Source organism: Streptomyces sp. DT190, assembly GCF_049846985.1.
In the GTDB taxonomy this organism is placed as follows: domain Bacteria; phylum Actinomycetota; class Actinomycetes; order Streptomycetales; family Streptomycetaceae; genus Streptomyces.
The window spans coordinates 217,428-240,827 of the sequence record NZ_JBNCNM010000010.1 but is presented as its reverse complement, the minus strand read 5'-3'; the positions used below and the strand labels follow the sequence as shown (position 1 = coordinate 240,827).

Here is a 23,400-nt window from a genome sequence, read left to right as displayed (position 1 = left end):
GACGTACGCACCGTAAGGGCACCCTCCATGCCGCGCCTCGCGGCCGCCTCACTGGCCGGCACGGCCATCGAGTTCTACGACTTCTTCGTCTACGGGACGGCGGCGGCCCTGATCCTCGGGCCGCTGTTCTTCCCGACCTTCTCGCCGGTGGCCGGCACGCTGGCCGCCTTCGCCACCTTCGGCGTGGGCTTCGTCGCCCGGCCGCTGGGGTCGGTGTTGTTCGGGCACATCGGCGACCGGCGCGGGCGGCGGCCGGTCCTCGTCGCCTCCCTGCTGCTGACCGGCGCCTCCACGGTCGCGGTCGGCTGCGTACCGACCTACGACACGATCGGCGTGGCCGCTCCCCTGCTGCTCCTGGTGCTGCGTTTCCTGCAAGGGCTGGGGCTGGGCGGCGAGTGGGGCGGGGCGGTGCTGCTGACGGTGGAGCACGCGCCCGCGGGCCGGCGCGGGCTGTGGTCGAGCTTCCCGCAGGTCGGGCCCGCCGTGGGGTTCCTGCTCGCCAACGGGGTGGTCCTCGGGCTGTCCTCGGCCCTGTCCGAGGCGCAGTTCGCTGCGTGGGGGTGGCGGGTGCCGTTCTGGGTGGCGGGCGTGCTGGCCCTGGTGGGGCTGTGGCTGCGCTCGTCGCTCACCGAGAGCCCGCGCTTCCTCGAACTCGACGACCACGCGCGCGTGCCGCTCGTCGAGGTCGTGCGCCATCACTGGCGCCTGCTGCTGCTGACCGGCGGCGCCCTCGCCATCGGCTACGCCATCTTCTACGCCGTGACGACCTGGTCCCTCGCCTACGGCACCGAACGGCTCGGTGTCAGCCGCTCCGTGATGCTGACCTGCATCATGGGCGCGGTGGTCGTGAAGGGCGCGCTCACGCCGCTGGTGGCGCTGCTCGGGGACCGCTACGGGCGGCGGCCCCTGTGCCTGGCCGGGTGCACGGCCGCGGCCCTGTGGATGTTCCCGATGGTCGCGCTGCTCGCCACCGGCGCGCCGCTGCCGATGTTCCTCGGCTTCCTCGGTGCGATGCTCTCGTTCATCACGATGTTCGCCGTGATCGCCGCGTACCTGCCGGAGCTCTACGAGCCCCGGGTGCGCTGCACCGGCGCCGCCGTCGGCTACAACCTGGGCGGGGTCCTCGGGGGTGCGCTCACCCCGATCGTGGCCACGGCCCTCGCCGAGCAGGGCGGGCGGGTGCCGTGGGGTGTGGCGGCGTATCTGACGGCGATCGCGCTGTTCAGCCTGGCGTGCTTCGCGATGCTCCCGGAGACGCGGCCGGTGCCGGTGCGGGCGGCCGCCGAGGCGGCTTGAGCCGGCCCGCTCACGGGTTGATCGCGAGTTCCAGGTACGCCGCGAACAGCACCAGGTGGACACCGCCCTGGAGCGGCGTGGCCCGGCCCGGCACGACCGTCAGGGAGGCGACCACCACCGTCAGGGCGAGCAGCACCATGTGGGTGGCGCCGAGTCCGAGGACCAGGGGGCCGGAGAGCCAGAGCGAGGCGAGCGCCACGGCGGGGATGGTCAGGCCGATGCTGGCCATGGCCGAGCCGAGGGCCAGGTTCAGGCTGGTCTGCACGCGGTCGCGGCGGGCGGAGCGCAGGGCGGCGATGGTCTCCGGCAGCAGGACCAGCAACGCGATGACCACGCCGACGACGGCCTGGGGCAGCCCGGCGGCCTCCACCCCGGACTCGATGGTCGGCGACACCCCCTTGGCGAGGCCCACCACGCCGATCAGGGCCAGGCCCAGCAGCCCCAGGCTGATCAGGGCGGTTCGGGCGGTCGGCGCCTCGGCGTGGGCCTCCGCGGTGATGACCTCGCCGTGCCGGGTGATCGGCAGGAAGTAGTCGCGGTGCCGCACGGTCTGTGTCGCGACGAACAGGCCGTACAGCACCAGCGAGGACAGCGCCGCGAAGGTCAGCTGGACCGTGGAGAACTCCGGACCCGGCTTGCTGGTGGTGAACGTCGGCAGGACCAGGCTGAGCGTGGCCAGGGTGGCGACGGTCGCGAGGGCGGCGCCGGTGCCCTCGGGGTTGAAGACGGCCGTGCCGTGCCGCAGCGAGGCGACCAGGAGGCACAGTCCGACGATGCCGTTGCAGGTGATCATCACGGCGGCGAAGACCGTGTCGCGGGCCAGTGTCGAGCTCTTGTCCCCGCCGTCGGCCATGAGGGTGACGATGAGGGCGACCTCGATGATCGTCACCGCGACGGCGAGGACGAGGGAGCCGAACGGTTCACCGACCCGGTGGGCCACCACCTCGGCGTGGTGCACAGCTGCCAGGACGGCTCCGGCGAGCACCAGGGTCACCAGCGCGACGACCGCGCCCGGCAGATCGCGCCCCCAGGTGAACACGAGCAGCACCACCGCGAGCAGGGGCACCAGGGTCGTCCACTGTGCCGCGAGCGGCCGGCGCCGAGCGATCATGCAGTGATCGTCGCAGAGGTGACGGAACCCCGCACTCCGGTCGCGTGGGGCTCCGTCGCTCGCGAGGGCGCGCTACCTGAGGTCGCGGGCGTCCAGGACGTCGCAGTTGGTGAAGACCCGGTCGCCGATGCAGAGCGCGCCCACCCGCTCGGCCATCCTGCCGGTCTCGGGGTCGTCGCTGTTGCGCATGGCCTCCTCGTACGAGTCGAACTCGATCAGGGCCAGGTAGCGGTTGGGGTTGTCGCGGTCCTTCAGGAGCATCCGGTGCGTGGGACCGCCCGTACGGCCGGCGCCACGCTGCCCGGCCTCTTCGAAGATCTGCTCCATCTCGTCCAAGCGCTCGGTCTCGAAGTCGATGATCTGGACGAACTTCATGGCATCTCCCGCCGGCCACGGCGCCCCCGGGCCGGGGAACGCGCACAGGACCAAGCAAGCACCGGGACCGGTGCCCGGCAATTCGCCGCGCACCGGTCCCGGTGATGGTTGTTCCTACGTCCGGCGTGGTCAGACGTCGATGCTGTCCTTCGGAGCGCTTCCGCTCTGCCCCTGCGCCGCCTCGGCCGCCGCCTGCTTCTTGGAAGCCCGCAGACTGGTGAGGGTGGTGACGATCAGGACGGAGCAGATCACGCCGAGCGAGACCGGGATGCTGATCTCGGGGACGTGCACCCCGGACTCGTGCAGGGCGTGCAGCACCAGCTTCACGCCGATGAAGCCCAGGATGATCGACAGGCCGTAGCTGAGGTGGACCAGCTTCTTCAGCAGACCGCCGATGAGGAAGTACAGCTGCCGCAGACCCATCAGGGCGAACGCGTTGGCCGTGAAGACGATGTACGGGTCCTGCGTCAGGCCGAAGATCGCGGGGATGGAGTCGAGGGCGAACAGGACGTCCGTCATACCGATCGCGAGCATCACGACCAGCATCGGGGTCATGACCCGCTTGCCGTTCTGCTGGATCCACAGCTTGGTGCCGTGGTAGCGGTCGGCCACACCGAAGCGGCGCTCGGCGGCCTTGAGGAGCTTGTTCTCCTCCCAGTCCTCGTCCTCCTCGTCCGCACGGGCCTCCTGGATGAGCTTCCAGGCGGTCCAGATGAGGAAGGCACCGAAGAGGTAGAACACCCAGGAGAAGCTGGCGAGGATCGCGGCACCGGCGGCGATGAAGATCGCGCGCAGGACCAGGGCGATGAGGACACCGACGAGCAGCACCCGCTGCTGGTACTGCGAGGGCACCGCGAACTTCGCCATGATCAGGACGAAGACGAAGAGGTTGTCCACGCTCAGTGACTTCTCGGTGATGAAGCCCGCGAAGAACTCACCGGCCGGCTGGCCGCCGGCGAACATCAGCAGGCCGAGCCCGAAGAGCACGGCGAGGACGATCCAGACGACCGTCCAGATTCCGGCTTCCTTGATCGACACGTCGTGCGGCTTGCGGCCGATGAAGAAGTCGACCGCGATGAGGGCCGCCAGGCCCACGATCGTCAGGACCCATAGGGTCAGGGAAACATCCACTGCGCCTCCGGCAGTCGTCACGGCAAATGTCAGCGTCGTAGCTGCCGGAGGTCTCTTCCACCCAACGATGGGCCGACGCCCCGGGTCCAGGTCCGATCTCTTCCGACCTGATCCGTATTGACGGGTACGCCGCAGCAGACAGGGAGTACTCCCCTCCGTGCCCTCAACAGTACCCAATCACCAAGAACAGGTAAAGCGCTTGGCAAAAGAAAGACCAAAAACCCTGGTCAGCGGGCTTTACATGTACTTGGTGCGAGCGGCCGCCACCTGTGCGAGCACCTGCTGGAGGACCGTGCTGCCGGGCGGCACGAGCGACGGCTCGTACGTCCAGGCGTGGCCCACCCACGGGTCGGCGAGGTGGTCGTCGGGCCCCGGCGTCAGTCGCAGCAGGGCACGCCACAGCGGGTCGAGCAACGGCCCGTACGCGGCGGACTCCTCGCGGTCGGCCACCATCATCAGATGCACCCCGAAGGCGGGGCCCTCGTCCGCGAGGTAGCGCAGCTGGTTCACGGCGCGGTCGTCGAAGCCGTGCGGGAAGTCGTTGACGATCAGCAGCTGCTGGGCGGTGTCGAATCCGGGCGGGAGGGCGTCCGCCGCACCGCCCCGGATCGCCATCTGCACCAGGTCGACCCGCTGGGTCAGACGCGTCAGCACGTCCGTGACGCCCGCCGCGCCGAGCGCGGGCGGGGCCGCGAGCACGCCGCTCTGCACGAGCGGCGCCAGCGCCTGCGCCCCCGAGCCGGCCGGGTCGATGACATGGACGGTGAACTCGCCCGCCGGGTAGACGGCGAGCAGCCGGGCGGCGTGCGCGACCGCCGTCTCCATGGCCAGCCGTCCCAGGGCGTGCGCGTCGGCGAACGAACCGTCGGACGACGCGGTGCGACCGCTGTCGATCCACAGGCCGCGCTCCAGCGGCAGCCGCACCAGCATCGGGATGCGGATCCCCTCGGCCTCGGGGAGGTGGAGGTCGCCCAGGCGCAGGGCCATGGGGATCTCCATCGGCACCCGGTAGGCGTGCCACACCGGGTTGTCCCAGCCGGCGTACGCCGGCGGAAGGGCCGGCTCGACCACCTCGGCCTCGGCCTGCAACTGGGCCAGGTCCCGGTCGAGGGCTTCCCTGGCCTGGTCGACGAGCTGGGCGTGACGGGCGCGGGCCGCCTCGCGGGCGGCGTCACCCTGCCCCCCAATCCGGCTGCGCGGGTCGGACAGGACCTGTTCGAGCTCCTTGTCCATGCGGGACTCGGCGAAGTCGACGGCGCTGCGGTAGGCGGCCGTGGTGCGGGCGAGGTCCTCGAACATGCCCCACACCTGGTTGTAGAGCCGCTCCTCCATGGACCAGCCGGTCGCGTCGCCCGCGACGGGCCGGGCGGGCTCCCCGGGCGCGGCCGGGGGCGCGGTGGGCGGCGGCGGGGGCGGCGCGGCGTTCTGGCGGCGCGGGTGGCTGTAGTCGATCGGTCCGCCCGCGGTGGGCGCGGACGGCTGGGTGACGGAGGCGGAGTCCTGCGTGGCGCCGGGGTAGGACGGCGGCTGCGGGACGGACTGCCCCGGCCCGCCGGACGTCTGGCCTCCGTACGGGGACACCGGCGGGACCGGGCCGGACTGGGGGGCGGTGCCACCCTGGTCCGGGCCGAGGGCCGGGGCCGCGGCCTGCCGGGAGCGGTCGCCCTCCGCCGTGCGCGGCGGGGGCGCCTGCACCGAGCGGGCCAGCCCTTGGGCCACCGCCTCGTTGATGCTGCCGGCGAGCTGCTGGGCCTGCGGCAGGCCCTGGTCGGTGAGGAGTTCGGCGAGGCCGCCCGCGTAGCCCTGGCCGACCGCGCGCACCTTCCAGGCGTCCTGCCGGCGGTAGAGCTCCAGGGCGACGACGGCCGACTCGGCGTCCAGGCCGTGGATGGTGTAGCTGGCGATCTCGGCGCCGTCGAGGCCGGTGACGGCGACGAAGGGGGCGGCGACGGACCCGAAGCGGACCGGGCCCGTGCCGCCCGTGGGCAGGGCGAGCAGCACACCGACCCGGTGGACGGTTTCCGGCATGGCGTCCAGGTCCACCGCGAGGCGGTGGTCCGCCGCGGCCTGCCGGGAGACCTCGAGACCCGGCTGGGTGGGCGCGCCCGGGTGGGCGACCCACTCCACGCCGCGGATCCGGCCGCTGTCGTCGCTGAGCGCGGCCGCGGCCACGATCGGCGTGCCGGCCGAGATCCGGATCTCGAGACGGGCCTGGGAGAGCGGGTGGTTCTGCCCCCGCACCAGCTCGGCCGTCATCGCCTTCGTCCCCCTGTGTCGTTGTGTGAGGTCGTGTGCTGCCCGCCGGGCCCGCCGGTCCCGGGGCCGGGTGCGCTCAGAGCACCGGCAGGATCGCCGGCATCAGGTCCTGGAAGGTGCGGCCGTTGGCCGGGTTGCCCAGGGCCGTCATCGTCCAGCCCGGGCCCGAGCGGTGCACCTTGGCCATGATCTGGGCCGTGTACTGGCCGCCACCGGCCAGCGTGTAGCGGGCGAGCTCCTGGCCGTTGGTCTCGTCGACGAGGCGGCAGAACGCGTTCTGCACCTCCTGGAACGTCTGGCCCGTGAAGGAGTTCACGGTGAAGACGATCTGGTCGATGTGGACCGGGATCCGGGCGAGGTCGACGAGGATCGCCTCGTCGTCGCCGCCCTGGCCGACACCGCCGACGAGGTTGTCGCCGGTGTGGCGGACCGAGCCGTCGTCGCTCACCAGGTGGCGGAAGAAGACCACGTCGACGGGCTGCTTGTCCGCGAACAGCACGGCGGAGGCGTCGAGGTCGATCTCTCGCGTACGCGAGCCGAACAGGCCGCGCCGGGGAGCCGCCTGCCAGCCGAGACCCATGCGCACCGCGGTCAGGCTGCCCCCGTCGTTCTTCTGCAGACTGATGGCCTGACCCTTGGTCATGTTGACGGTCACGCGCTGATTCCCCTCTCGAACGTCCCCTGTTGCCGCGCAGTCGCGGTTGACCAGCACCTTACGCAGGGGCACTGACAGCGACGTACCCCGGTCCGCACTTTGTGTCGGTCTTGCAACACAGCGCGTGCGCGGTGCGCCGTCAGGCCAGGCCGGCCTCCTTCATCTGGCGCAGTTCCTTCTTCATCTCGGAGACCTCGTCGCGCAGCCGGGCCGCGATCTCGAACTGCAGATCCGCGGCGGCGGCCCGCATCCGCGTGGTGAGCTCCTCGATCTGCTCGGCGAGTTCGGCCGCGGGGCGGTCCGTCGGCACCGTCTCCTTGGCCCTGCCCTTGCCCTTGGCGGGCTTGGCCGCCTCGGCCGCCTTGCCGAGGGAGGGCACGGGGGCCTTGGTACCGCCGCCGTCCTTCCTGGACTTGCGGTAGCCCGAGCCGAGCAGCTGCTCGGTGTCGATGTCCTCGCGGGCGATCTGGGCGACGATGTCGTTGATCTTCTTGCGGAGGGGCTGGGGGTCGATGCCGTGCTCCGTGTTGTACGCGATCTGCTTCTCCCGGCGCCGGTTGGTCTCGTCGATGGCCTTCTCCATCGCCGGGGTGATCTTGTCGGCGTACATGTGGACCTGGCCGGAGACGTTGCGCGCGGCGCGGCCGATGGTCTGGATGAGCGAGGTGCCGGAGCGCAGGAAGCCCTCCTTGTCGGCGTCCAGGATCGCCACCAGGGACACCTCGGGCAGGTCGAGGCCCTCGCGCAGGAGGTTGATGCCGACGAGCACGTCGTACTCGCCGGCGCGCAGCTCGCGCAGCAGCTCGACGCGGCGGAGGGTGTCGACGTCGCTGTGCAGGTAGCGCACCTGGATGCCGAGCTCCAGGAAGTAGTCCGTGAGGTCCTCGGCCATCTTCTTGGTGAGCGTGGTGACCAGGACGCGCTCGTCCTTCTCCGTGCGCTGCCGGATCTCGTGCACCAGGTCGTCGATCTGGCCCTCGGTGGGCTTGACGACGACCTCCGGGTCGACGAGGCCGGTGGGGCGGATGATCTGCTCGACGAAGCCGTCCGAGCGGGACATCTCGTAGGTGCCCGGGGTGGCCGACAGGTAGACCGTCTGGCCGATGCGCTCCTGGAACTCCTCCCACTTCAGCGGGCGGTTGTCCAGGGCGGAGGGGAGCCGGAAGCCGTGGTCGACGAGGGTGCGCTTGCGGGAGGCGTCGCCCTCGTACATGGCTCCGATCTGCGGGACGGTGACGTGCGACTCGTCGATGACGAGCAGGAAGTCGTCCGGGAAGTAGTCCAGCAGGGTGTTGGGCGGGGAACCGGGTGAGCGGCCGTCGAAGTGCATCGAGTAGTTCTCGACGCCGGAGCAGCTGCCGATCTGGCGCAGCATCTCGATGTCGTACGTGGTGCGCATGCGCAGGCGCTGCGCCTCCAGGAGCTTGCCCTGCTTCTCCAGCTCCGTCAGGCGCTCGGCGAGCTCCTTCTCGATGTCGTTGACCGCGCGCTCCAGGCGCTCGGGGCCCGCGACGTAGTGGGAGGCCGGGAAGACGTAGAGGTGCTGGTCGTCGCTGATGATCTCGCCGGTGAGCGGGTGCAGCGTGGACAGCGCCTCGATCTCGTCGCCGAACATCTCGATGCGGACGGCCAGCTCCTCGTAGACCGGGAAGATCTCGATGGTGTCGCCGCGGACGCGGAAGGTGCCCCGGGAGAAGGCCATGTCGTTGCGCGTGTACTGGATGTCCACGAAGCGGCGCAGCAGCTGGTCGCGGTCGATCTCGTCACCGACCCGCAGGGGGACCATGCGGTCCACGTACTCCTGCGGGGTGCCCAGACCGTAGATGCAGGAGACCGAGGCGACCACGACGACGTCGCGGCGGGTGAGCAGCGAGTTGGTCGCGGAGTGCCGCAGGCGCTCCACCTCCTCGTTGATCGAGGAGTCCTTCTCGATGTAGGTGTCCGACTGCGGGACGTAGGCCTCGGGCTGGTAGTAGTCGTAGTACGAGACGAAGTACTCGACGGCGTTGTTCGGCAGCAGCTCGCGGAACTCGTTCGCCAGCTGGGCGGCCAGCGTCTTGTTCGGCGCCATCACGAGCGTGGGGCGCTGGAGCTTCTCGATCATCCACGCGGTGGTGGCGGACTTGCCGGTGCCGGTCGCGCCGAGCAGGACGACGTCCTTCTCGCCTGCCTGGATGCGCCGGGCGAGCTCGGCGATGGCCGCCGGCTGGTCGCCGCTCGGCTGGTAGGGACTGACGACCTCGAAGGGCGCCACCGTGCGTTCGATCTGGGAAACGGGCCGCATGGGTTCCACCGTACGACCTCCCACTGACAACCGGCTCTGATCAGCGGTTTTGCGGGGCGCGGGAGCTCTGGTGCCGCGCGGGGCGGCGCGGGCGGAACCGCAGGCGGTCGGGGTTGTGGTGGACGGTGTGGTGGGTGCGGGCGGGGATCCCGGGCTTGTGCTCGACCGGGGCGACGGCGGGCTTCCCCATGATCATCAGCGGGTCGAACATCACCACGACGCCCGCGAGCAGCAGGAAGGCGAGGGGTCCGACCAGCATGGGGGCGAGCAGCGTGGCGGGCGATTCGCCCGTGGTGGGCTCGGCCGTGCCGTGCAGGTGGACGCTGAGGGCGGCCATCCCGGTGTAGTGCATGCCGCTGACGGCCAGGCCCATGACGAGGCTGGCGCCGACGCTCCACAGCAGGCCCCGGACCTGGCCGGCCGCCCACAGGGCCGCGGTGGCGGCGCCCATGGCGATCACGACGGAGGCGCCGACGGTGAGGGTGTTGTACTCGAGCTTCCCGTCCAGGGTCATGCTCGCCATGCCGAGATAGTGCATGGAGGCGATGCCGAGACCGGTGATGGTGCCGCCGGTGAAGAGGGCCGTTCCGCGGGCTCCCTTGTAGCCGACGATGAAGATCCCGACGCCGACCATCACGATCGCGACGGCCAGGCTCGCGAAGGTCATCGCCATGTCGTAGTGGATGGGGGTCCCCCGGATCGCGAAGCCCATCATGGCGATGAAGTGCATGGTCCAGATGCCGGAGCCGATGGCGGCGGAGCCGAGGGCGAGCCAGCCGGGGCGCCAGGACTGGGCGACCAGCATGGATCTGGTGGTGCAGCGCAGCCCCAGGGCGCCGCCGAGGCAGGCCATGAGATAGGCGACCAGAGGTGTGACCAGGCCGTAGCTGAATCCGTCGACCGTGCCCTGCATGCGCGGCTGCCCTTCCCGCCCTTTGCGTCCCGGAATACCTGAATGTGCGCCCCCTCCCAGGACCGCACCAGCGGTCAGGGTCGACGCAGAGAGTATGACCCCCACCGGAATGGTCGAACGACTTTCCGGCAAAGAAACACGGCCTTGCCCCAGTTGTGCGGCATCCGTGAGCGGAGTTGGGTCATCTCCATTCAACCTGTGGCCATCCTGCACCCCTCTCGCGTTGACCCTCTGCTGTCAGAGTTGTGCTGTCCGTGATGACGCCGATGATCGCTCGACGCGAGGAGTACGCATGCACGCGCGCGCTGTTGCCGCCTCGACCACCGCGCTCCTGGGGACCGCCGCTCTCCTCTTCCCCGTCTCCCCCGCGCGGGCCGCCGCCGACGGTGGCGGCCCGCCCCGTGTCATCGCGCACCGGGGTGCCTCCGCGTACGCTCCGGAGAACACGCTGGCCGCGGTGGACAAGGCGGCCGAGCTGGGCATCCGCTGGGTGGAGAACGACGTCCAGCGGACCAGGGACGGCGAGCTGGTCGTCCTGCACGACGACAACCTGCGGCGCACCACCGACGCCGAGGAGGTCTTCCCCGACCGGGCTCCCTGGAAGGTGAGGGACTTCACGGCCGCGGAGATCGCCCGGCTGGACGCGGGCAGCTGGTTCGATCCCGCGTACACGGGCGCGCGCGTGCCGACGCTGGAGCAGTTCGTGCACCGTGTCGAGCGCCATCACCAGAAGCTGCTGCTGGAGATCAAGAACCCGGAGCTGTACCCGGGCATCGAGCGGCAGACGCTGAAGGTCCTCAGCAACGAGGGCTGGCTCGACCGGCCGCACCTGGGCCGGCTGATCGTCCAGAGCTTCAGCGCGGACAGTGTGCGCATGGTGCACGGGCTCAAGCCCGGGGTGAAGACCGGGCTCCTCGGGACGCCGCCGGTGGCGGACCTGCCGGGCCTCGCCCGCTTCACCGACCAGATCAACCCGTCGCACGCCACGCTCAGCCTGGCCTATGTCTCCTCCGTCCAGGCGTTCAGGGGGCCGCACGGCAGGCCTCTGGAGGTGTTCGCCTGGACGGTCGACGACGCGGCGACGGCCCAGCGGGTCGCGGGGTACGGCGTCGACGGGATCATCACGAACCGGCCGGACGTGGTCCGCAGGGCCGTGGGGCGGGGCCGGTGACGGCTGCTCGGGCCGCCACCGCTCGGGCAGGTGATCGGTGGTTCGGCAGGTGATCGGCGGTTCGGCGGGTGGACCGTGGCGGGGCGGTGAGACGTGGCTCGATGGGTGGACTGTGGCGGGGCGGTGAGACGTGGCTCGGCGGGTGGACTGTGGCGGGGCGGTGAGCGGTGGCTCGGCGGGTAGACCGTGGCGGGGCGGTGATCGGTGGTTCGGCGGGTGGACTGTGGCGGGGCGGTGAGACGTGGCTCGGCGGGTGGACCGTGGCCGAGGGGACGGCGTTGTCAGTGGTGGGTCGTACGGTGGGCGCATGGACAGTCAGGAGCAGGTCGGGCAGCGGGTCGTGTGGGCCGTCGTCGGTACCGGGATCGGTCCGTTGCTGCTGGCCGCGACGGAGGCCGGCCTGGTCAACGTCGTGTTCCATGCGACGGACGCGGTACGGGACAGGGCGGTCGAGCGGCTGGCGTCGCGGTTCGGTACCGAGCCCGTCGAGGCGCCCGGCTCCCCGCTGCTGGCCGAGGCGATACGCCAGGTGCAGGCGTACTTCGCCGGTGAGCGCCGGGACTTCGACCTGCCGCTGGACTGGTCGCTGATCTCCGGCTTCAACCGTCAGGTCCTGCGCGCCCTCGCCGCCGGCGTGCCGTACGGCTCCGTGGTGGGGTACGGCGATCTCGCCGGGCGGGTCGGGCAACCGGGTGCCGCGCAGGCCGTGGGCATGGCCATGGGTGCCAATCCGCTGCCGGTGGTGGTGCCCTGTCACCGGGTCGTCGAGAGCGGCGGCGGTATCGGCGGGTTCGGCGGTGGGCTGGAGACCAAGCGGAAGCTGCTCGCCCTGGAAGGCGTGCTGCCCGAGCCGCTGTTCTGAGGCGGCCCGTCAGTCGTAGTGCCGTGCCTCGAACACGTTGCCGTCCGGGTCGCGGAAGTAGAAGCTGCGGGTGGCCTTGCCACGGGCCCCGAAGGAGTCGTACGAGAGGTCCGACACCGGCATGGAGCGTTCCTGGAGGCGGCTGAGGAGCGCGTCGAACCCGTCGCCGGACAGGGACAGGCAGACGTGGTTCACGGGGTGACCTGCGCTGTCGGCGGCACCGGGCAGCATCGTCATGCGTTCCGCGAAGGTCAGCGGCATGAGGTCGAGGATGGTCTCGTCGTTGACGCGCACGGAGGGGAACGGCACCTCACCGGCGGCGAACTCGGTGAGCCTGACCGTCTCCATGCCGACGGCCTTCTCGTAGAAGTCGGCGGCGGCGAGCGGGTCGCGCACCCAGAGGACGACGTGGTCGAGACGCGCTGTGTTGTCCGTCATGCACTCCAGGCTCGTGAGGTGTCCGCCGGCCCGCAAGGGTTTGGCCCGGTGTGCCGCCCGCCAGAGATGAGGGAAGACCGACTGGCCGGCTGACAGGAGGCAGGCGCGTGGTGCTGGTGGTGTCCGAAGAGGTGCGGGAGGCGCTCGACGCGGGTCGGCCCGTGGTGGCGCTGGAGTCCACGATCATCGCCCACGGGCTGCCGCGGCCCCGCAACCTCCAGGTGGCGCTGGAGCTGGAGACGGCCGTGCGGCAGGAGGGCGCGGTGCCCGCGACGATCGCCGTGCTCGACGGGCGGCCCCGTGTGGGGCTGGACAAGGAGCAGCTGGAACGGGTCGCGAACGAGGACGGCATCCGCAAGCTGGGCCATCGTGACCTGCCGCTCGCGGTGGCGTCGGGGGCGAGCGGGGCGACCACGGTGTCGGCGACCGCGCTGCTGGCGGCGCTGGCCGGGGTACGGGTGTTCGCGACGGGTGGGCTCGGCGGGGTGCACCGGGAGTGGACGGTGACGCAGGACGAGTCGGCGGACCTGGGCCTGCTGGCCCGGACGCGGATCACGGTGGTGTGCGCCGGGGTGAAGTCGATCCTGGACGTGCCGGCGACGCTGCAGCGGCTGGAGACGCTCGGGGTCGCGGTGGCCGGGTACGGGACGGACCGGTTCCCCGGCTTCTACCTGTCCGACTCTGGGCATCCGGTGGACTGGACGCTGGCGAACCCGGAGCAGGTGGCGGACGTCATGCGGGCGCAGGACGCGCTCGGCGGTCCGGAGTCGGCGCTGATCGTCGCGAATCCCGTCCCCGAGGAGGAGCAGCTCGATCCGGACCTGCACGCACGCGTGCTCGCGGACGCGCTGCACGCGTGCGAGGCGGAGGGGATCACAGGACAGGCCGTCACGCCGTTCCTGCTCGACTACCTGGTGCGGCACACCGACGGCGCCTCCCTGAGCGCCAACCTGGCGGCGGTCCGCGGCAACGTCCGCCTCGCGGCACGGATCGCGGCGGCCTGGGCCCGGGCATGAGCGGAGGTGCGTTCGCGGGTGGATCCGGGGGCAGGTCCGCAGGTGGATCCGGCCCCCGCCCTGACCCGGACGCCCGCTCAGGAGCGGATCGGCCCCGGGCGCTGCTCGTCGTCGGGGATGTCGTCACGGATGTCGTCGCGCGGCATCGAGGGCCGCTCGCCGCCGGAACGGACACGGCTGCCGCCATCCGGACGGTGCCGGGCGGGGCAGGGGCCAACGTGGCGTGCTGGGCCGCCCACCGGGGTGCCGCGGAGGTGCGCCTGCTCGGGCGGGTGGGGGCGGATGCGGCTGCCTGGCACGAGCGGGAGCTGGCGGCGCAGGGCGTGCGCCCGCGCCTGGTCGTCGATCCGCAGGCGCCGACCGGCACGGTGATCTGCCTGGTGGACGAGGGCGCTTCGGCGGAGCGGACGTTCCTCACCGACAGCGGCGCGTCCCTGCGGCTCGAACCCGCCGACTGGTCGGACGCGCTGCTCGACGGCGTCGCCCGGCTGCACCTGTCGGGCTACCTCCTGTTCTCGGAACCCGGTCGCTCCCTGGTGGGCGTGGCCCTGGAAGCGGCACGCGCGCGTGGGGTGCCGGTGAGTCTGGACCCCGCCTCGGCGGGGTTCCTCGGGAAGCTCGGCGCGGAGCGGTTCCTGACGCTCGTCGAGGGCGTGGAGGTGCTCCTGCCCAGCCGGGACGAGGCGTGCCTGCTCACCGGGACGACCGATGCGGCCGACGCGGCGGCCGAGCTGAGCCGGCGCGTTCCTCTGGTCGTGGCCAAGCAGGGTTGCGAGGGGGCGCTCGTCGCCCGTGCGGGGAAGGTGTGCGCCCGCGTTCCCGCCGTGCCGGCGAAGCCACGGGACACCACGGGTGCCGGTGACGCCTTCACCGGCGCGTTCCTCGCCGCCCTGCTCGCGGGCGCCGAACCGGAGGACGCTGCGGCGGAGGGCTGCCGGGCCGGTGCGAGAGCGGTGGAGCGGGTGGGTGGACGGCCGCCCCTGCCTGAGTGACGTGCACCCGTGCCGACGGTGAGGGCTCCCGCGCCCTCGTCACACATGACGGCTCCCCGCGCCCTCACCGGAGGTGATGGCTCCCTGCACCCTCGCCGGACGTGATGACTCCCTGCCGCAAAGACCCGTGCGTCCTTCGCCAAGCCGGCCGCGGCCCACGGCCACGGCTCACGGCCACGCACCCCACCTCGCTACGCCCTGCGCCCCCACGCCGAGATCATCGGTGCCGTCGTCAGATCGAGCGCACCGGACGTGACGTTCACGAGGTGCCGGTCGATGTCCTGGTCCGTGGCGAGACCCGCGGCGACCAGCTGGTCGCGGATCTGACGGATCGTGACGGACTCCAGGGCCGCACAGGCCGGTGACGCGAGGGGGAAGTAGGCGTCGGCGTGGACGCGGGTCAGGCCGGCCTCACGCAGCAGGCGCGGCAGGGTACGGCCGCAGGGCAGCTCGGTGCCGCGGTCGGCGAGCAGTTTGCGGAAGCCGCTCCGCAGCCGGTTCGCGAGCTGCTGCTCGGGGCCGTACTCGTCGGGACACAGCAGGGGCTGAAGGGTGGGGTCGGCGTCCTCGACGAGGAGGCGGCCGCCGGGGCGCAGGGCCCTGGCCATGGACCGCAACGCCCGCTCCCGGTCGGTGACGTGGACGAGGGCGAGGCGAGCGTGCACCAGGTCGAAGCCCTCGCCGGGCGGCTCCTGCGCCCCGAGTTCGTGGGCGCGCACCTCGACGGGCGGCCGGGCCGCGGAGGCCAGCCGCACGGTGTCGGTGTCGGTCGCGACGACGCGTCCGGTCGGGCCGACCTTCTTCGCCAGCCAGGACACCACGGTCGTACCGGCGCCGACCTCCCAGCAGCGCCAGCCGGATCCGACGCCGAGCGTTTCGAGGTGCCGGAACGTGGTGGGGTCGAAGAGAGCGGCGAAGGCGCTGAAATGCTCGGCCGCCACGGCCTGCCGGGTGTCGAGGAGGTGCCCATCGGTTCGCGTCATGCCTCGATCATCCCAGTTGTCCGACTTATCCGTAACGGTCGACGCTCCATACGGGGGCGGCGCCGCCGGTGCGGCGAGAAGACGGCTGCCCCCGATTCCGTCCCCCGCCCGCAGAACCACCCGGCGCCGCCATGCGTCGATGTGTCAGAACGTCGGCGCCTGCGCGTCGTTCGTCCACAGCCGGGAACCAAGCGGAACGGGCCGTTTCCACAGGCTTACCCGCAGCTCACACGGGCCTGGCAGACTGGCGGGCCAGGGCGCAGGGAACGGCGCGAGGAGTTCCACGCAAGGAGATCCGGATGTCCATGGCAGGGAATCTGCGGAAGGTCACGAGCCTCGGCGGGGTCGACGGCCTGCGCAAGGTGGCCCGGCTGGCCCGGCGACGTCCCCGCGTCGATCTGAGCCACCCCGCCCGCTCCCCGCTGGGTTCCTCGGTCGTGAACTGCGTGTCGTACCGGGACGGTGTCCGCACACCCACACGCGGCGATCTGGTGGACGTCGTGGAGCGGGTGCGCAAGCACCGGGAGGGCTTCGTCTGGCTCGGCCTGCACGAGCCGACGGACCAGGAGTTCGCGGGCATCGCCGAGCTCTTCGACCTCCATCCCCTGGCCGTCGAGGACGCCGTCGAGGCCCACCAGCGCCCCAAGCTGGAGCGCTACGACGAGACGCTGTTCGCGGTGTTCAAGACGGTCTGCTACGTCGAGCACGAGGAGCTCACGGCCACCAGCGAGGTGGTGAACACCGGCGAGATCATGGTGTTCGTCGGCCATGACTTCGTGATCACGGTCCGGCACGGCCGGCACGGCTCGCTGGGTCCGCTGCGCGAGGAGCTGGAGTCCGACCCGCAGCAGCTCGCCAAGGGCCCCTCCGCGGTGCTGCACGCGATCGCGGACCACGTGGTCGACGACTACCTCAGCGTCACGGACTCGGTGCAGCTGGACATCGACCAGGTCGAGACGGACGTGTTCGCACAGGACGGCGCGCGGGCCGACCCGGGCCGGATCTACCAGCTCAAGCGCGAACTGCTCGAACTGAAGCGGGCGGTGGTGCCGCTCAGCCGGCCGCTGGAGGATCTCGCCACCCGGCCGATCCGCGCGGTCGACCCCGAGATACAGGCGTACTTCCGGGATGTCTCGGACCACCTGCTGCGGGCGAAGGAGCAGATCGCCGCCTTCGACGAACTCCTCAACTCCATCCTGCAGGCGCACCTCGCGCAGGTCACGGTCGCGCAGAACGAGGACATGCGGAAGATCACGGCGTGGGCCGCGATCATCGCCGTGCCGACGATGGTCTGCGGGATGTACGGCATGAACTTCGACCACATGCCGGAGCTGCACTGGAGGTACGGCTACGGCATGGTCATCGGCGTCATATCCGTGGCGTGCGTGTCGCTGTACCGGATGTTCCGGCGCAGCGGCTGGCTCTGACCGCGGCGTGACCCGTCGAGGGGACGGGCGGGATCAGGCGGTGGTCGTGCTCCTGGCGTAGACGCTCCCGGCGAAGGAGGCGATCTGGTCGTCGGCCAGGTGCCGGGCCAGGTCGGCTTCGCTGATCATGCCGACCAGGCGCTTGTCCTGGATGACGGGCAGGCGGCGGATCTGGTGCTCCCGCATCTCGCGGAGCACCTCCGCGACATCGGCGTCCGCGTCGATCCAGCGGGGCGTGCCCTTGGCCATCTCGCCCGCCGTGACCCTGGCGGGGTCGTGGCCCATGGCGACGCACCCGACGACGATGTCGCGGTCGGTGAGGATGCCGCAGAGCCGCTCGTTCTCGTCGCTGATGGGCAGGGCGCCGACGTTCAGCTCGCGCATGAGCTGGGCGGCGCGGTCGAGGGTCTCGTGGGCGGGGATCCATTGCACGCCGCGGTGCATGATGTCTCCGGCGGTGGTCATGAAGTACCTCCCTGTGCCGGACGGCCGGCGCGGCGCGGGGAGGCACCGCGAGTCCCGGCGTCCTTCATTCTCGCCGCGCCTTTGGACGCCCGCACACGGAGGCCGCCGGCCCGGACGGCGGCCCTCCCACGCCCCGCTCCGCCCCGCCGGTTGCCCGGCCCGGTCTCACCTGCCTCCGGTGAGCCGACCGCCCTCACCCACTCCAGGCGGGATGCCGCGGGTCGTCGGCCCGGACCAGCACGTCCGCCGTGCCCGCCGGGTCCGTCTCCCGCTCGTAGCGCTCGAAGGCCGGCAGGGTCCAGTGCTGGTCCTCGGGGGTGCGGCGGCGCAGGGCGCCCGGAGACAGGAGGACGTGGACGCTCAGATCGAAGGGGAACCAGTGCCTAAGGAGGAACGGACCGTGCATCAACAGCAAGCCATCAGAAAGGAGTTGGACGTAGGGGCTGCGGGTGGCCCGGTCGGCGGACGGGTCCCAGAGGTCAGGCAGCACGCGGCCGTCGCCGCCGGCTTCGAGGGGGCCGAAGACCTCGCGCCACAGGGCGCCGGTGTCGTACCAGCCGCTGTAGTAGGCCTCCACGTCCTGGTGGCCGTACTCCAGCCGGACGGAGGCCGGGCGCAGGAAGCCCTCCGTGCCGACGACGAGCGAGGAGCGGCCGCGGACGCGCAGCGCCGCACAGACGCGCTGGGCGAGGTCCCCCGGGCGAGCGGCCGGGGCGCCGTCGAAGGCGATGCGCGGCCAGGGACTGCCGTCGGCGGGCTTCAGGTCGAGCAGGCGCTCGGCGAGCAGGTCGCCGAGCCGGTCCCAGGTGATCGCTTCGAGTCGCACACGGCCCATGATGCGTCAGGCCGCGGGGCGGCGTCGCCGAGGTCGTCAGGCCGTTCGCCGACGCGCGTAGTGCGCCCTGCCGTCTGGGGGAATGAACCCGGTATGGCCGCTCGTGCGACGCTTCCGACCCACCCCGGGCTTCTCGTCTTCCAGCCGCTCAAGCGGCGGCAGTGCGCCGAGTGCCGGGCAGCGCCGCTGCCCCTGATCGTCCTGGAGGACAGCGTCCCGCGCTGCCTCGACTGTGCCGACCTCGGGCATCTGGTGTTCCTGCCGCGCGGCGACACCGCGCTGACGCGCAGAGCGCGGGAGGAGAGCGGACTGTCGGCGGTGGTGGTGCGGTTCAACCGGCGCAAGAGCCGTTACGAGCGGCAGGGCGTGCTGGTCGAAGAGGCGGCGCTGGCCAGGGCGGAGCGGCGGTGTCTCGCGGACGCCGAGGCGCGACGGCGGCGCCGCGTCCGGGACGCGCGGCGGCGGGCGGCCCAGGACGCACTGTTCGCGCAGGCGTTCGCCGAGGAGATACTCCGGCTGCTTCCGGGGTGTCCGCCCGACCGGGCGCGGGCCATCGCCGCGCACGCCTCCGAGCGGGGCAGTGGGCGGGTGGGCCGCAGTGCGGCGGGGCGGGCGTTGTCCGAGGGGGCGGTGATCTCGGCGGTCGTGGCGTCCGTACGGCATCTGGACACGCCCTACGACCGGCTGCTGATGAGTGGGGTGGCGCGGCATGAGGCGCGGCGGCGGATCGCGGCGGCGGTGGAGACGGTGCTGAGGGGGTGGACGGAGGCGGGGCTCGGTTCCACGGGGTGACGGGGGCGGGGCCGACCCCGCGACCGGGCGGGAGCCGCCGTCCCTCGTCCCCACCTCCCCCCTCCCCTGTTGCCGGCCCTCTCTGCCCTTGCGCTGCCGCGGGACGCGCGCTGCGCCGACGGGCCGGGGTGGACGTTCGCGTATGCCTCCGCGCCGCTCGGCCATGGTCGCCGTGTTCGTACGGGATTTCACTTGTGGTGGTGACGGGTGCCGGGCAGGATCCCGGCTCGACGGGTGGGAGAGGCTGACATGATCGACGGACCGTACTTCTGGCTGACGGTGCTGGGCGTGCTCGGGACCGGCCTGGTGGCCGGGGTGTTCTGCGGTTTCTCGACCTTCGTCATGCGGGGCCTCGCCGCGTTGCCGCCCGCGCAGGGGGTCGCCGCCATGCGGGCGATCAACGTGGCGGCGGTGGCCCCGCCGTTCATGGTGGTGTTCCTCGGGTCGGCCGTGCTGTGCGCGGTGATCGCCGTGGTGACGTTCGTGCTGTGGCCGGACGAGGGGACGGTGGAGCTGCTGGTGGGGAGCGCGCTGTACCTGTTCGGCTCGTTCGGGGTCACGATGGTCGCCAACGTGCCGCGCAACGACGCCCTGGCCCGGCTGGAGCCGGGCACGTCGGAGGCGGCGGCGTACTGGCCGGCGTACGTGCGTGAGTGGACGGTGTGGAACCACGTCCGCACGGTGTCCTCGGCCGGAGCGGCCCTGGCCTACGTCCTGGCGCTCACCTGACCACCGCACCGCACCGCACCGCACCCTGCGCACGCCCCGCCACCGCACCGCACCCTGCGCACGCCCCGCCACCGCACCGTCCCGCCCGGCGGCGGCCGGCACGGGTCCGGCGACAGGCACGGGTCGGGAGGCGGACGTATCGTGGCCGGAGGAGTGCCGCCCGACGACGCACGGCCTGTCACCCGCGCACGCAAGGAACACGGCCATGGCCGATCCCAAGGGTTTCCTGACCACTCCCCGCCAGGACTGGCCGCGCAGGCCGGTCGAGGAGCGGGTGCGGGACTGGGACGAGGTCCACGTCCCGGGGGCGCTGCTGCCGATCATCGCCAAGCAGGCCGACCGCTGCATGGACTGCGGCATCCCGTTCTGCCACGAGGCCTGCCCGCTGGGGAACCTGATCCCGGAGTGGAACGACCTGGTGTCGCGGGAGGACTGGCGGGCCGCCGCCGACCGGCTGCACGCCACGAACAACTTCCCCGAGTTCACCGGCCGGTTGTGCCCGGCGCCGTGCGAGGCGGGGTGTGTGCTGGCGATCAACCAGCCGGCCGTGACCATCAAGAACGTCGAGTGCGCGATCGCCGACCGGGCCTGGGAGGAGGGCTTGGCGCCGCCGCGGCCGCCGGACCGGCTGTCGGGCAGGACGGTCGCGGTGATCGGTTCGGGCCCGACCGGTCTGGCCGCCGCCCAGCAGCTGACCCGGGCCGGGCACACGGTGGCGGTGTACGAGCGGGACGACCGGCTCGGCGGCCTGATGCGCTACGGCATTCCCGCGTTCAAGATGGAGAAGCACCATCTGGAGCGGCGCCTCGAGCAGATGCGGGCCGAGGGGACGAAGTTCCGTACGTCGACGGCGGTCGGGAGGGACATCGGGGCCGACGAGCTGCGGACCCGCTACGACGCCGTGGTGATCGCGACGGGCGCGACGGCCTGGCGCGAACTGCCGGTGCCGGGGCGCGAGCTGACGGGCGTCCACCAGGCGATGGAGTACCTCCCGCTGTCCAACCGGGTGGGCGAGGGTGATCTGGAGACGTCCCCGCTGTCGGCCGCCGGGAAGCACGTCGTGATCGTCGGCGGCGGCGACACGGGCGCGGACTGCCTGGGCACGGCGGTGCGCGAGGGCGCCGCGTCCGTGACCCAGCTCGACATCTACGCGCTGCCGGACGCCGCGCGCGACGAGGACACCGAGCCCTGGCCGACGTACCCGATGCGGCTCTACCGGCTGTCCGCCGCGCACGAGGAGGCCCGTGACCTGCGGACCGCGCCGGTCGCCGACGCGGACGCGCGGCTGTTCGCGGCGTCCACCCTGCGCTTCCACGGCGACGCGCTGGGCCATGTCCGTTCGCTGCACCTGGTGGAGGTGGACGCGCGGCGCCGTCCGGTGGACGGCACCGGGCGGACGCTTCCGGCCGACCTCGCCCTGCTCGCCCTCGGCTTCTCGGGGCCGGACCGGCAGGACGGGCTCGTCGACCAGCTGGGGCTGGACATGGAGCCCCGGGGCACGATCGCGCGGGACGCCGGGTTCGCTACCCGGGTGCCGGGTGTGTTCGTCGCGGGCGACGCCGCCCGGGGGCAGTCGCTCGTCGTCTGGGCGATCGCCGAGGGGCGGGCCGTGGCGGCCGCCGTGGACCGTCATCTGACGGGCCGTTCGACCCTGCCGGCCCCGATCGGGCCGTACGACCGGCCCATGGCGGTGTAGCGGCCCGGTTCAGCGCTCGTCCGTGCCCGCCACCTTCGCCGTGGACAGCGCGACCCGGTTCCATGTGTTGATCGTGAGGATCAGGGCGATCACCTGGGCCAGTTCACGCTCGTCGAAGTGTGCGGCGGCCTCGGCGTAGACGTCGTCCGGGACGCCCGCGTCGGCCACCAGTGTCACCGCCTCCGTGAGGGCGAGGGCCGCCTGCTCCCGTTCGGTGAAGAAGTGCCGGGCCTCGCGCCAGACGGTGACCATGTGGAGCCGGTCCTCGCTCTCACCGGCCTTGCGGGCGTCGTTGGTGTGCATGTGGAGGCAGTACGCGCAGTGGTTGAGGTGGGAGGAGCGGATCTGGATCAGTTCCACGAGGGCCGGGTCGAGTCCCTCGCGGGCGGCGGCGTCGAAGGCGATCAGGGCCCGGAACGCCTTGGGCGCGGCCTTGGCGAACTCCAGCCGGGGCGCCTTCACGGGGGCGCTGTTCGTGCTCGTGTGCGTCGTCATGCCGTTCAACCTACGGGCCCGAAAGACCCACGGTAGGGTGCATTTCCGTGGCGGATTCGTGGGTCAATGCGGCGGAGCGGATCGGTTCCGACCTGCATCTGGAGCTGACCGGTCCGGGCGGTCGGCGCGCGGCGCTGATCCGTGCCCTGCGCGAGGCCGTGCGCAGCGGGCGGCTGGCCCCGGGGACGCGGCTGCCGCCGTACCGGTCGCTCGCGGCGGACCTCGGCGTGGCCCGCAACACGGTGGCGGACGCGTACGCCGAACTCGTCGCGGAGGGCTGGCTGACCGCCCGGCAGGGCTCGGGCACGCGGGTCGCGGAGCGCGCGGCACCGCCGCGGCGGGCCGCCCGCGTGCCCGCGCGGGAGCCCGCACGCGCGCGTGGCCCCCGCCACGACCTGACGCAGGGCACCCCGGATGTCTCCGCGTTCCCGCGCACGGCCTGGCTCGCTTCCTACCGGCGGGCCGTCCAGCAGGCCCCGAACGAGGTGTTCGGACCGGGTGACCCGGCCGGCCGGAGCGAGCTGCGGGAGGCGCTGGCCGAGTACCTCGCACGCGCGCGTGGCGTACGGACCGAGCCGGGCAGGGTGGTGATCTGCTCCGGCTTCGCGCACGCGCTGCGGCTGCTGTTCGGCGGGGGCGTGCTGCGCGGGCCGCTGGCGGTGGAGGCGTACGGGCTGGGGTTCCACCGCGAGGTCCTGTCCGCCGCCGGGGTGCGGACGGTGCCGCTCCCCCTCGACGAACACGGCGCCCGGGTGGACCGGTTGGGCCGCGAGCGGGCCGTGCTGCTCACGCCGGCGCACCAGTTCCCGACGGGCGGACCGCTGCACCCGGCGCGCCGGTCGGCCGTGCTCGACTGGGCCCGCGCGCGGGACGGACTGGTCCTGGAGGACGACTACGACGGGGAGTTCCGCTACGACCGCAAGCCGGTCGGCGCCCTGCAGGGCCTCGACCCGGAGCGGGTGATCCACATCGGCTCGGTCAGCAAGAGCCTGTCCCCGGCGGTGCGGCTGGGCTGGATGGTGCTGCCGGAGCGGTACGCCGGCGCCGTGCGGGCCGCCAAGGGGGAACGGGAGGCGTGGGCGAGCGTCCTGGACCAGCTGTGCCTGGCGGACTTCATCGCGTCGGGCTCGTACGACCGGCACGTGCGGCGGATGCGGCAGCGGTACCGCCGGCGCCGGGACCGGCTGGTGGCGGCGCTCGCCGGGCACGCGCCGCACATCGAGGTCACGGGTGTCGCGGCCGGGCTGCACGCGGTGCTGCGCCTGCCGCCCGGCACCGAGGCGTCCGCAGTCAAGGCCGCCGCCTGGCAGGGCGTCGCCCTCGACGGCCTCGCCGCGTTCCGGCATCCGGAGACGGACATGCCGGTGGGCGACGGGCTCGTCGTGGGGTACGCGACGCCCTCCGAGCACGCCTACGGGCCGGCCCTGGAGGCGCTGTGCGGTGCACTGCCGCCGCCCTGACCGGCCCGTGGAGCGGGT

The 23,400-nt window shown here is 72.3% G+C and carries 22 protein-coding genes; 10 read left to right on the top strand and 12 right to left on the bottom strand.

From position 1 onward, the window contains the following. Positions 1–27: 27 nt before the first annotated feature. Entirely contained in the window at positions 28–1,296 is a 1,269-nt protein-coding gene (locus ACPXCS_RS19970) for an MFS transporter (RefSeq protein ID WP_425945583.1), read from the top strand. Between the two features lie 10 nt (positions 1,297–1,306). Here ACPXCS_RS19970 and ACPXCS_RS19965 read toward each other — a convergent pair whose 3' ends face one another. The 7 genes from ACPXCS_RS19965 to ACPXCS_RS19935 form a co-directional block, all read right to left on the bottom strand. Beyond that, positions 1,307–2,407 carry a calcium:proton antiporter gene (locus tag ACPXCS_RS19965; protein WP_425945582.1) on the bottom strand — a complete coding sequence of 367 codons (1,101 nt, stop codon included), beginning with the start codon at positions 2,405–2,407 and terminating at the stop codon, positions 1,307–1,309. A gap of 72 nt (positions 2,408–2,479) precedes the next feature. After that, positions 2,480–2,782, bottom strand: coding sequence for a hypothetical protein (locus ACPXCS_RS19960; RefSeq protein WP_425945581.1), 303 nt, complete (start codon positions 2,780–2,782; stop codon positions 2,480–2,482). A gap of 129 nt (positions 2,783–2,911) precedes the next feature. Next, entirely contained in the window at positions 2,912–3,913 is a 1,002-nt protein-coding gene (locus ACPXCS_RS19955) for a TerC family protein (RefSeq protein WP_425945580.1), read from the bottom strand. A 237-nt stretch (positions 3,914–4,150) separates the two neighbouring features. After that, entirely contained in the window at positions 4,151–6,169 is a 2,019-nt protein-coding gene (locus ACPXCS_RS19950) for a TerD family protein (RefSeq protein ID WP_425945579.1), read from the bottom strand. A 76-nt stretch (positions 6,170–6,245) separates the two neighbouring features. Then, positions 6,246–6,824: a TerD family protein gene (locus ACPXCS_RS19945; RefSeq protein WP_425945578.1), complete on the bottom strand. Its 579-nt coding sequence runs from the start codon at positions 6,822–6,824 to the stop codon at positions 6,246–6,248. Between the two features lie 139 nt (positions 6,825–6,963). Next, complete coding sequence (gene uvrB / locus ACPXCS_RS19940; protein ID WP_425945577.1) at positions 6,964–9,108, bottom strand: excinuclease ABC subunit UvrB; 2,145 nt, start codon at positions 9,106–9,108, stop codon at positions 6,964–6,966. Positions 9,109–9,148: 40 nt separating this feature from the next. Beyond that, positions 9,149–10,021 (bottom strand): MHYT domain-containing protein, encoded by an 873-nt coding sequence (locus tag ACPXCS_RS19935; protein WP_425945576.1) that lies wholly within the window; start codon positions 10,019–10,021, stop codon positions 9,149–9,151. A gap of 292 nt (positions 10,022–10,313) precedes the next feature. Here ACPXCS_RS19935 and ACPXCS_RS19930 point away from each other — a divergent pair, with 292 nt between their 5' ends. Together ACPXCS_RS19930 and ACPXCS_RS19925 are read left to right on the top strand one after the other, a co-directional pair. After that, the gene (locus tag ACPXCS_RS19930; protein ID WP_425945575.1) at positions 10,314–11,192 is read left to right on the top strand and encodes a glycerophosphodiester phosphodiesterase; all 879 of its coding nucleotides are present in this window, start codon (positions 10,314–10,316) and stop codon (positions 11,190–11,192) included. 307 nt (positions 11,193–11,499) lie between these two features. Continuing rightward, entirely contained in the window at positions 11,500–12,054 is a 555-nt protein-coding gene (locus tag ACPXCS_RS19925; protein WP_425945573.1) for a methylated-DNA--[protein]-cysteine S-methyltransferase, read from the top strand. Positions 12,055–12,063: 9 nt separating this feature from the next. Here the strand turns inward: ACPXCS_RS19925 and ACPXCS_RS19920 are convergent, their stop codons facing one another. Then, entirely contained in the window at positions 12,064–12,492 is a 429-nt protein-coding gene (locus ACPXCS_RS19920) for a VOC family protein (RefSeq protein WP_425945572.1), read from the bottom strand. Positions 12,493–12,599: 107 nt separating this feature from the next. Between ACPXCS_RS19920 and ACPXCS_RS19915 the strand changes: the two genes are divergently transcribed. Together ACPXCS_RS19915 and ACPXCS_RS19910 are read left to right on the top strand one after the other, a co-directional pair. Next, positions 12,600–13,508: a pseudouridine-5'-phosphate glycosidase gene (locus ACPXCS_RS19915; RefSeq protein WP_425945571.1), complete on the top strand. Its 909-nt coding sequence runs from the start codon at positions 12,600–12,602 to the stop codon at positions 13,506–13,508. Beyond that, entirely contained in the window at positions 13,505–14,500 is a 996-nt protein-coding gene (locus tag ACPXCS_RS19910) for a carbohydrate kinase family protein (RefSeq protein ID WP_425945570.1), read from the top strand. The genes ACPXCS_RS19915 and ACPXCS_RS19910 overlap by 4 nt, the downstream gene beginning before the upstream one ends. Positions 14,501–14,691: 191 nt before the next feature. Here ACPXCS_RS19910 and ACPXCS_RS19905 read toward each other — a convergent pair whose 3' ends face one another. Further along, positions 14,692–15,483 (bottom strand): class I SAM-dependent methyltransferase, encoded by a 792-nt coding sequence (locus tag ACPXCS_RS19905; protein ID WP_425945569.1) that lies wholly within the window; start codon positions 15,481–15,483, stop codon positions 14,692–14,694. A 299-nt stretch (positions 15,484–15,782) separates the two neighbouring features. Here ACPXCS_RS19905 and ACPXCS_RS19900 point away from each other — a divergent pair, with 299 nt between their 5' ends. Continuing rightward, positions 15,783–16,910 carry a magnesium and cobalt transport protein CorA gene (locus ACPXCS_RS19900; protein ID WP_425945568.1) on the top strand — a complete coding sequence of 376 codons (1,128 nt, stop codon included), beginning with the start codon at positions 15,783–15,785 and terminating at the stop codon, positions 16,908–16,910. A 33-nt stretch (positions 16,911–16,943) separates the two neighbouring features. On the opposite strand, the gene ACPXCS_RS19895 is transcribed toward ACPXCS_RS19900, so the two are convergent. Both ACPXCS_RS19895 and ACPXCS_RS19890 read right to left on the bottom strand, forming a co-directional pair. Next, positions 16,944–17,375 (bottom strand): CBS domain-containing protein, encoded by a 432-nt coding sequence (locus ACPXCS_RS19895; RefSeq protein WP_425945567.1) that lies wholly within the window; start codon positions 17,373–17,375, stop codon positions 16,944–16,946. A 193-nt stretch (positions 17,376–17,568) separates the two neighbouring features. Continuing rightward, complete coding sequence (locus ACPXCS_RS19890) at positions 17,569–18,210, bottom strand: uridine kinase (RefSeq protein ID WP_425945566.1); 642 nt, start codon at positions 18,208–18,210, stop codon at positions 17,569–17,571. Positions 18,211–18,303: 93 nt separating this feature from the next. Here ACPXCS_RS19890 and ACPXCS_RS19885 point away from each other — a divergent pair, with 93 nt between their 5' ends. From ACPXCS_RS19885 to ACPXCS_RS19875, 3 genes are all read left to right on the top strand, one after another. Then, entirely contained in the window at positions 18,304–19,002 is a 699-nt protein-coding gene (locus ACPXCS_RS19885) for a DUF2293 domain-containing protein (protein ID WP_425945565.1), read from the top strand. Positions 19,003–19,251: 249 nt separating this feature from the next. Then, positions 19,252–19,731: a DUF1772 domain-containing protein gene (locus tag ACPXCS_RS19880; RefSeq protein WP_425945564.1), complete on the top strand. Its 480-nt coding sequence runs from the start codon at positions 19,252–19,254 to the stop codon at positions 19,729–19,731. 205 nt (positions 19,732–19,936) lie between these two features. Beyond that, a complete protein-coding gene (locus ACPXCS_RS19875) occupies positions 19,937–21,427 on the top strand; it encodes a glutamate synthase subunit beta (protein WP_425945563.1) in 1,491 nt (496 codons plus the stop codon). Between the two features lie 9 nt (positions 21,428–21,436). Here the strand turns inward: ACPXCS_RS19875 and ACPXCS_RS19870 are convergent, their stop codons facing one another. Continuing rightward, positions 21,437–21,922 carry a carboxymuconolactone decarboxylase family protein gene (locus ACPXCS_RS19870; RefSeq protein WP_425945562.1) on the bottom strand — a complete coding sequence of 162 codons (486 nt, stop codon included), beginning with the start codon at positions 21,920–21,922 and terminating at the stop codon, positions 21,437–21,439. 47 nt (positions 21,923–21,969) lie between these two features. Here ACPXCS_RS19870 and ACPXCS_RS19865 point away from each other — a divergent pair, with 47 nt between their 5' ends. Further along, on the top strand, positions 21,970–23,382 hold the full coding sequence (locus tag ACPXCS_RS19865; protein WP_425945561.1) for a PLP-dependent aminotransferase family protein: 1,413 nt from the start codon (positions 21,970–21,972) through the stop codon (positions 23,380–23,382). The last annotated feature ends 18 nt before the right edge of the window (positions 23,383–23,400 follow it).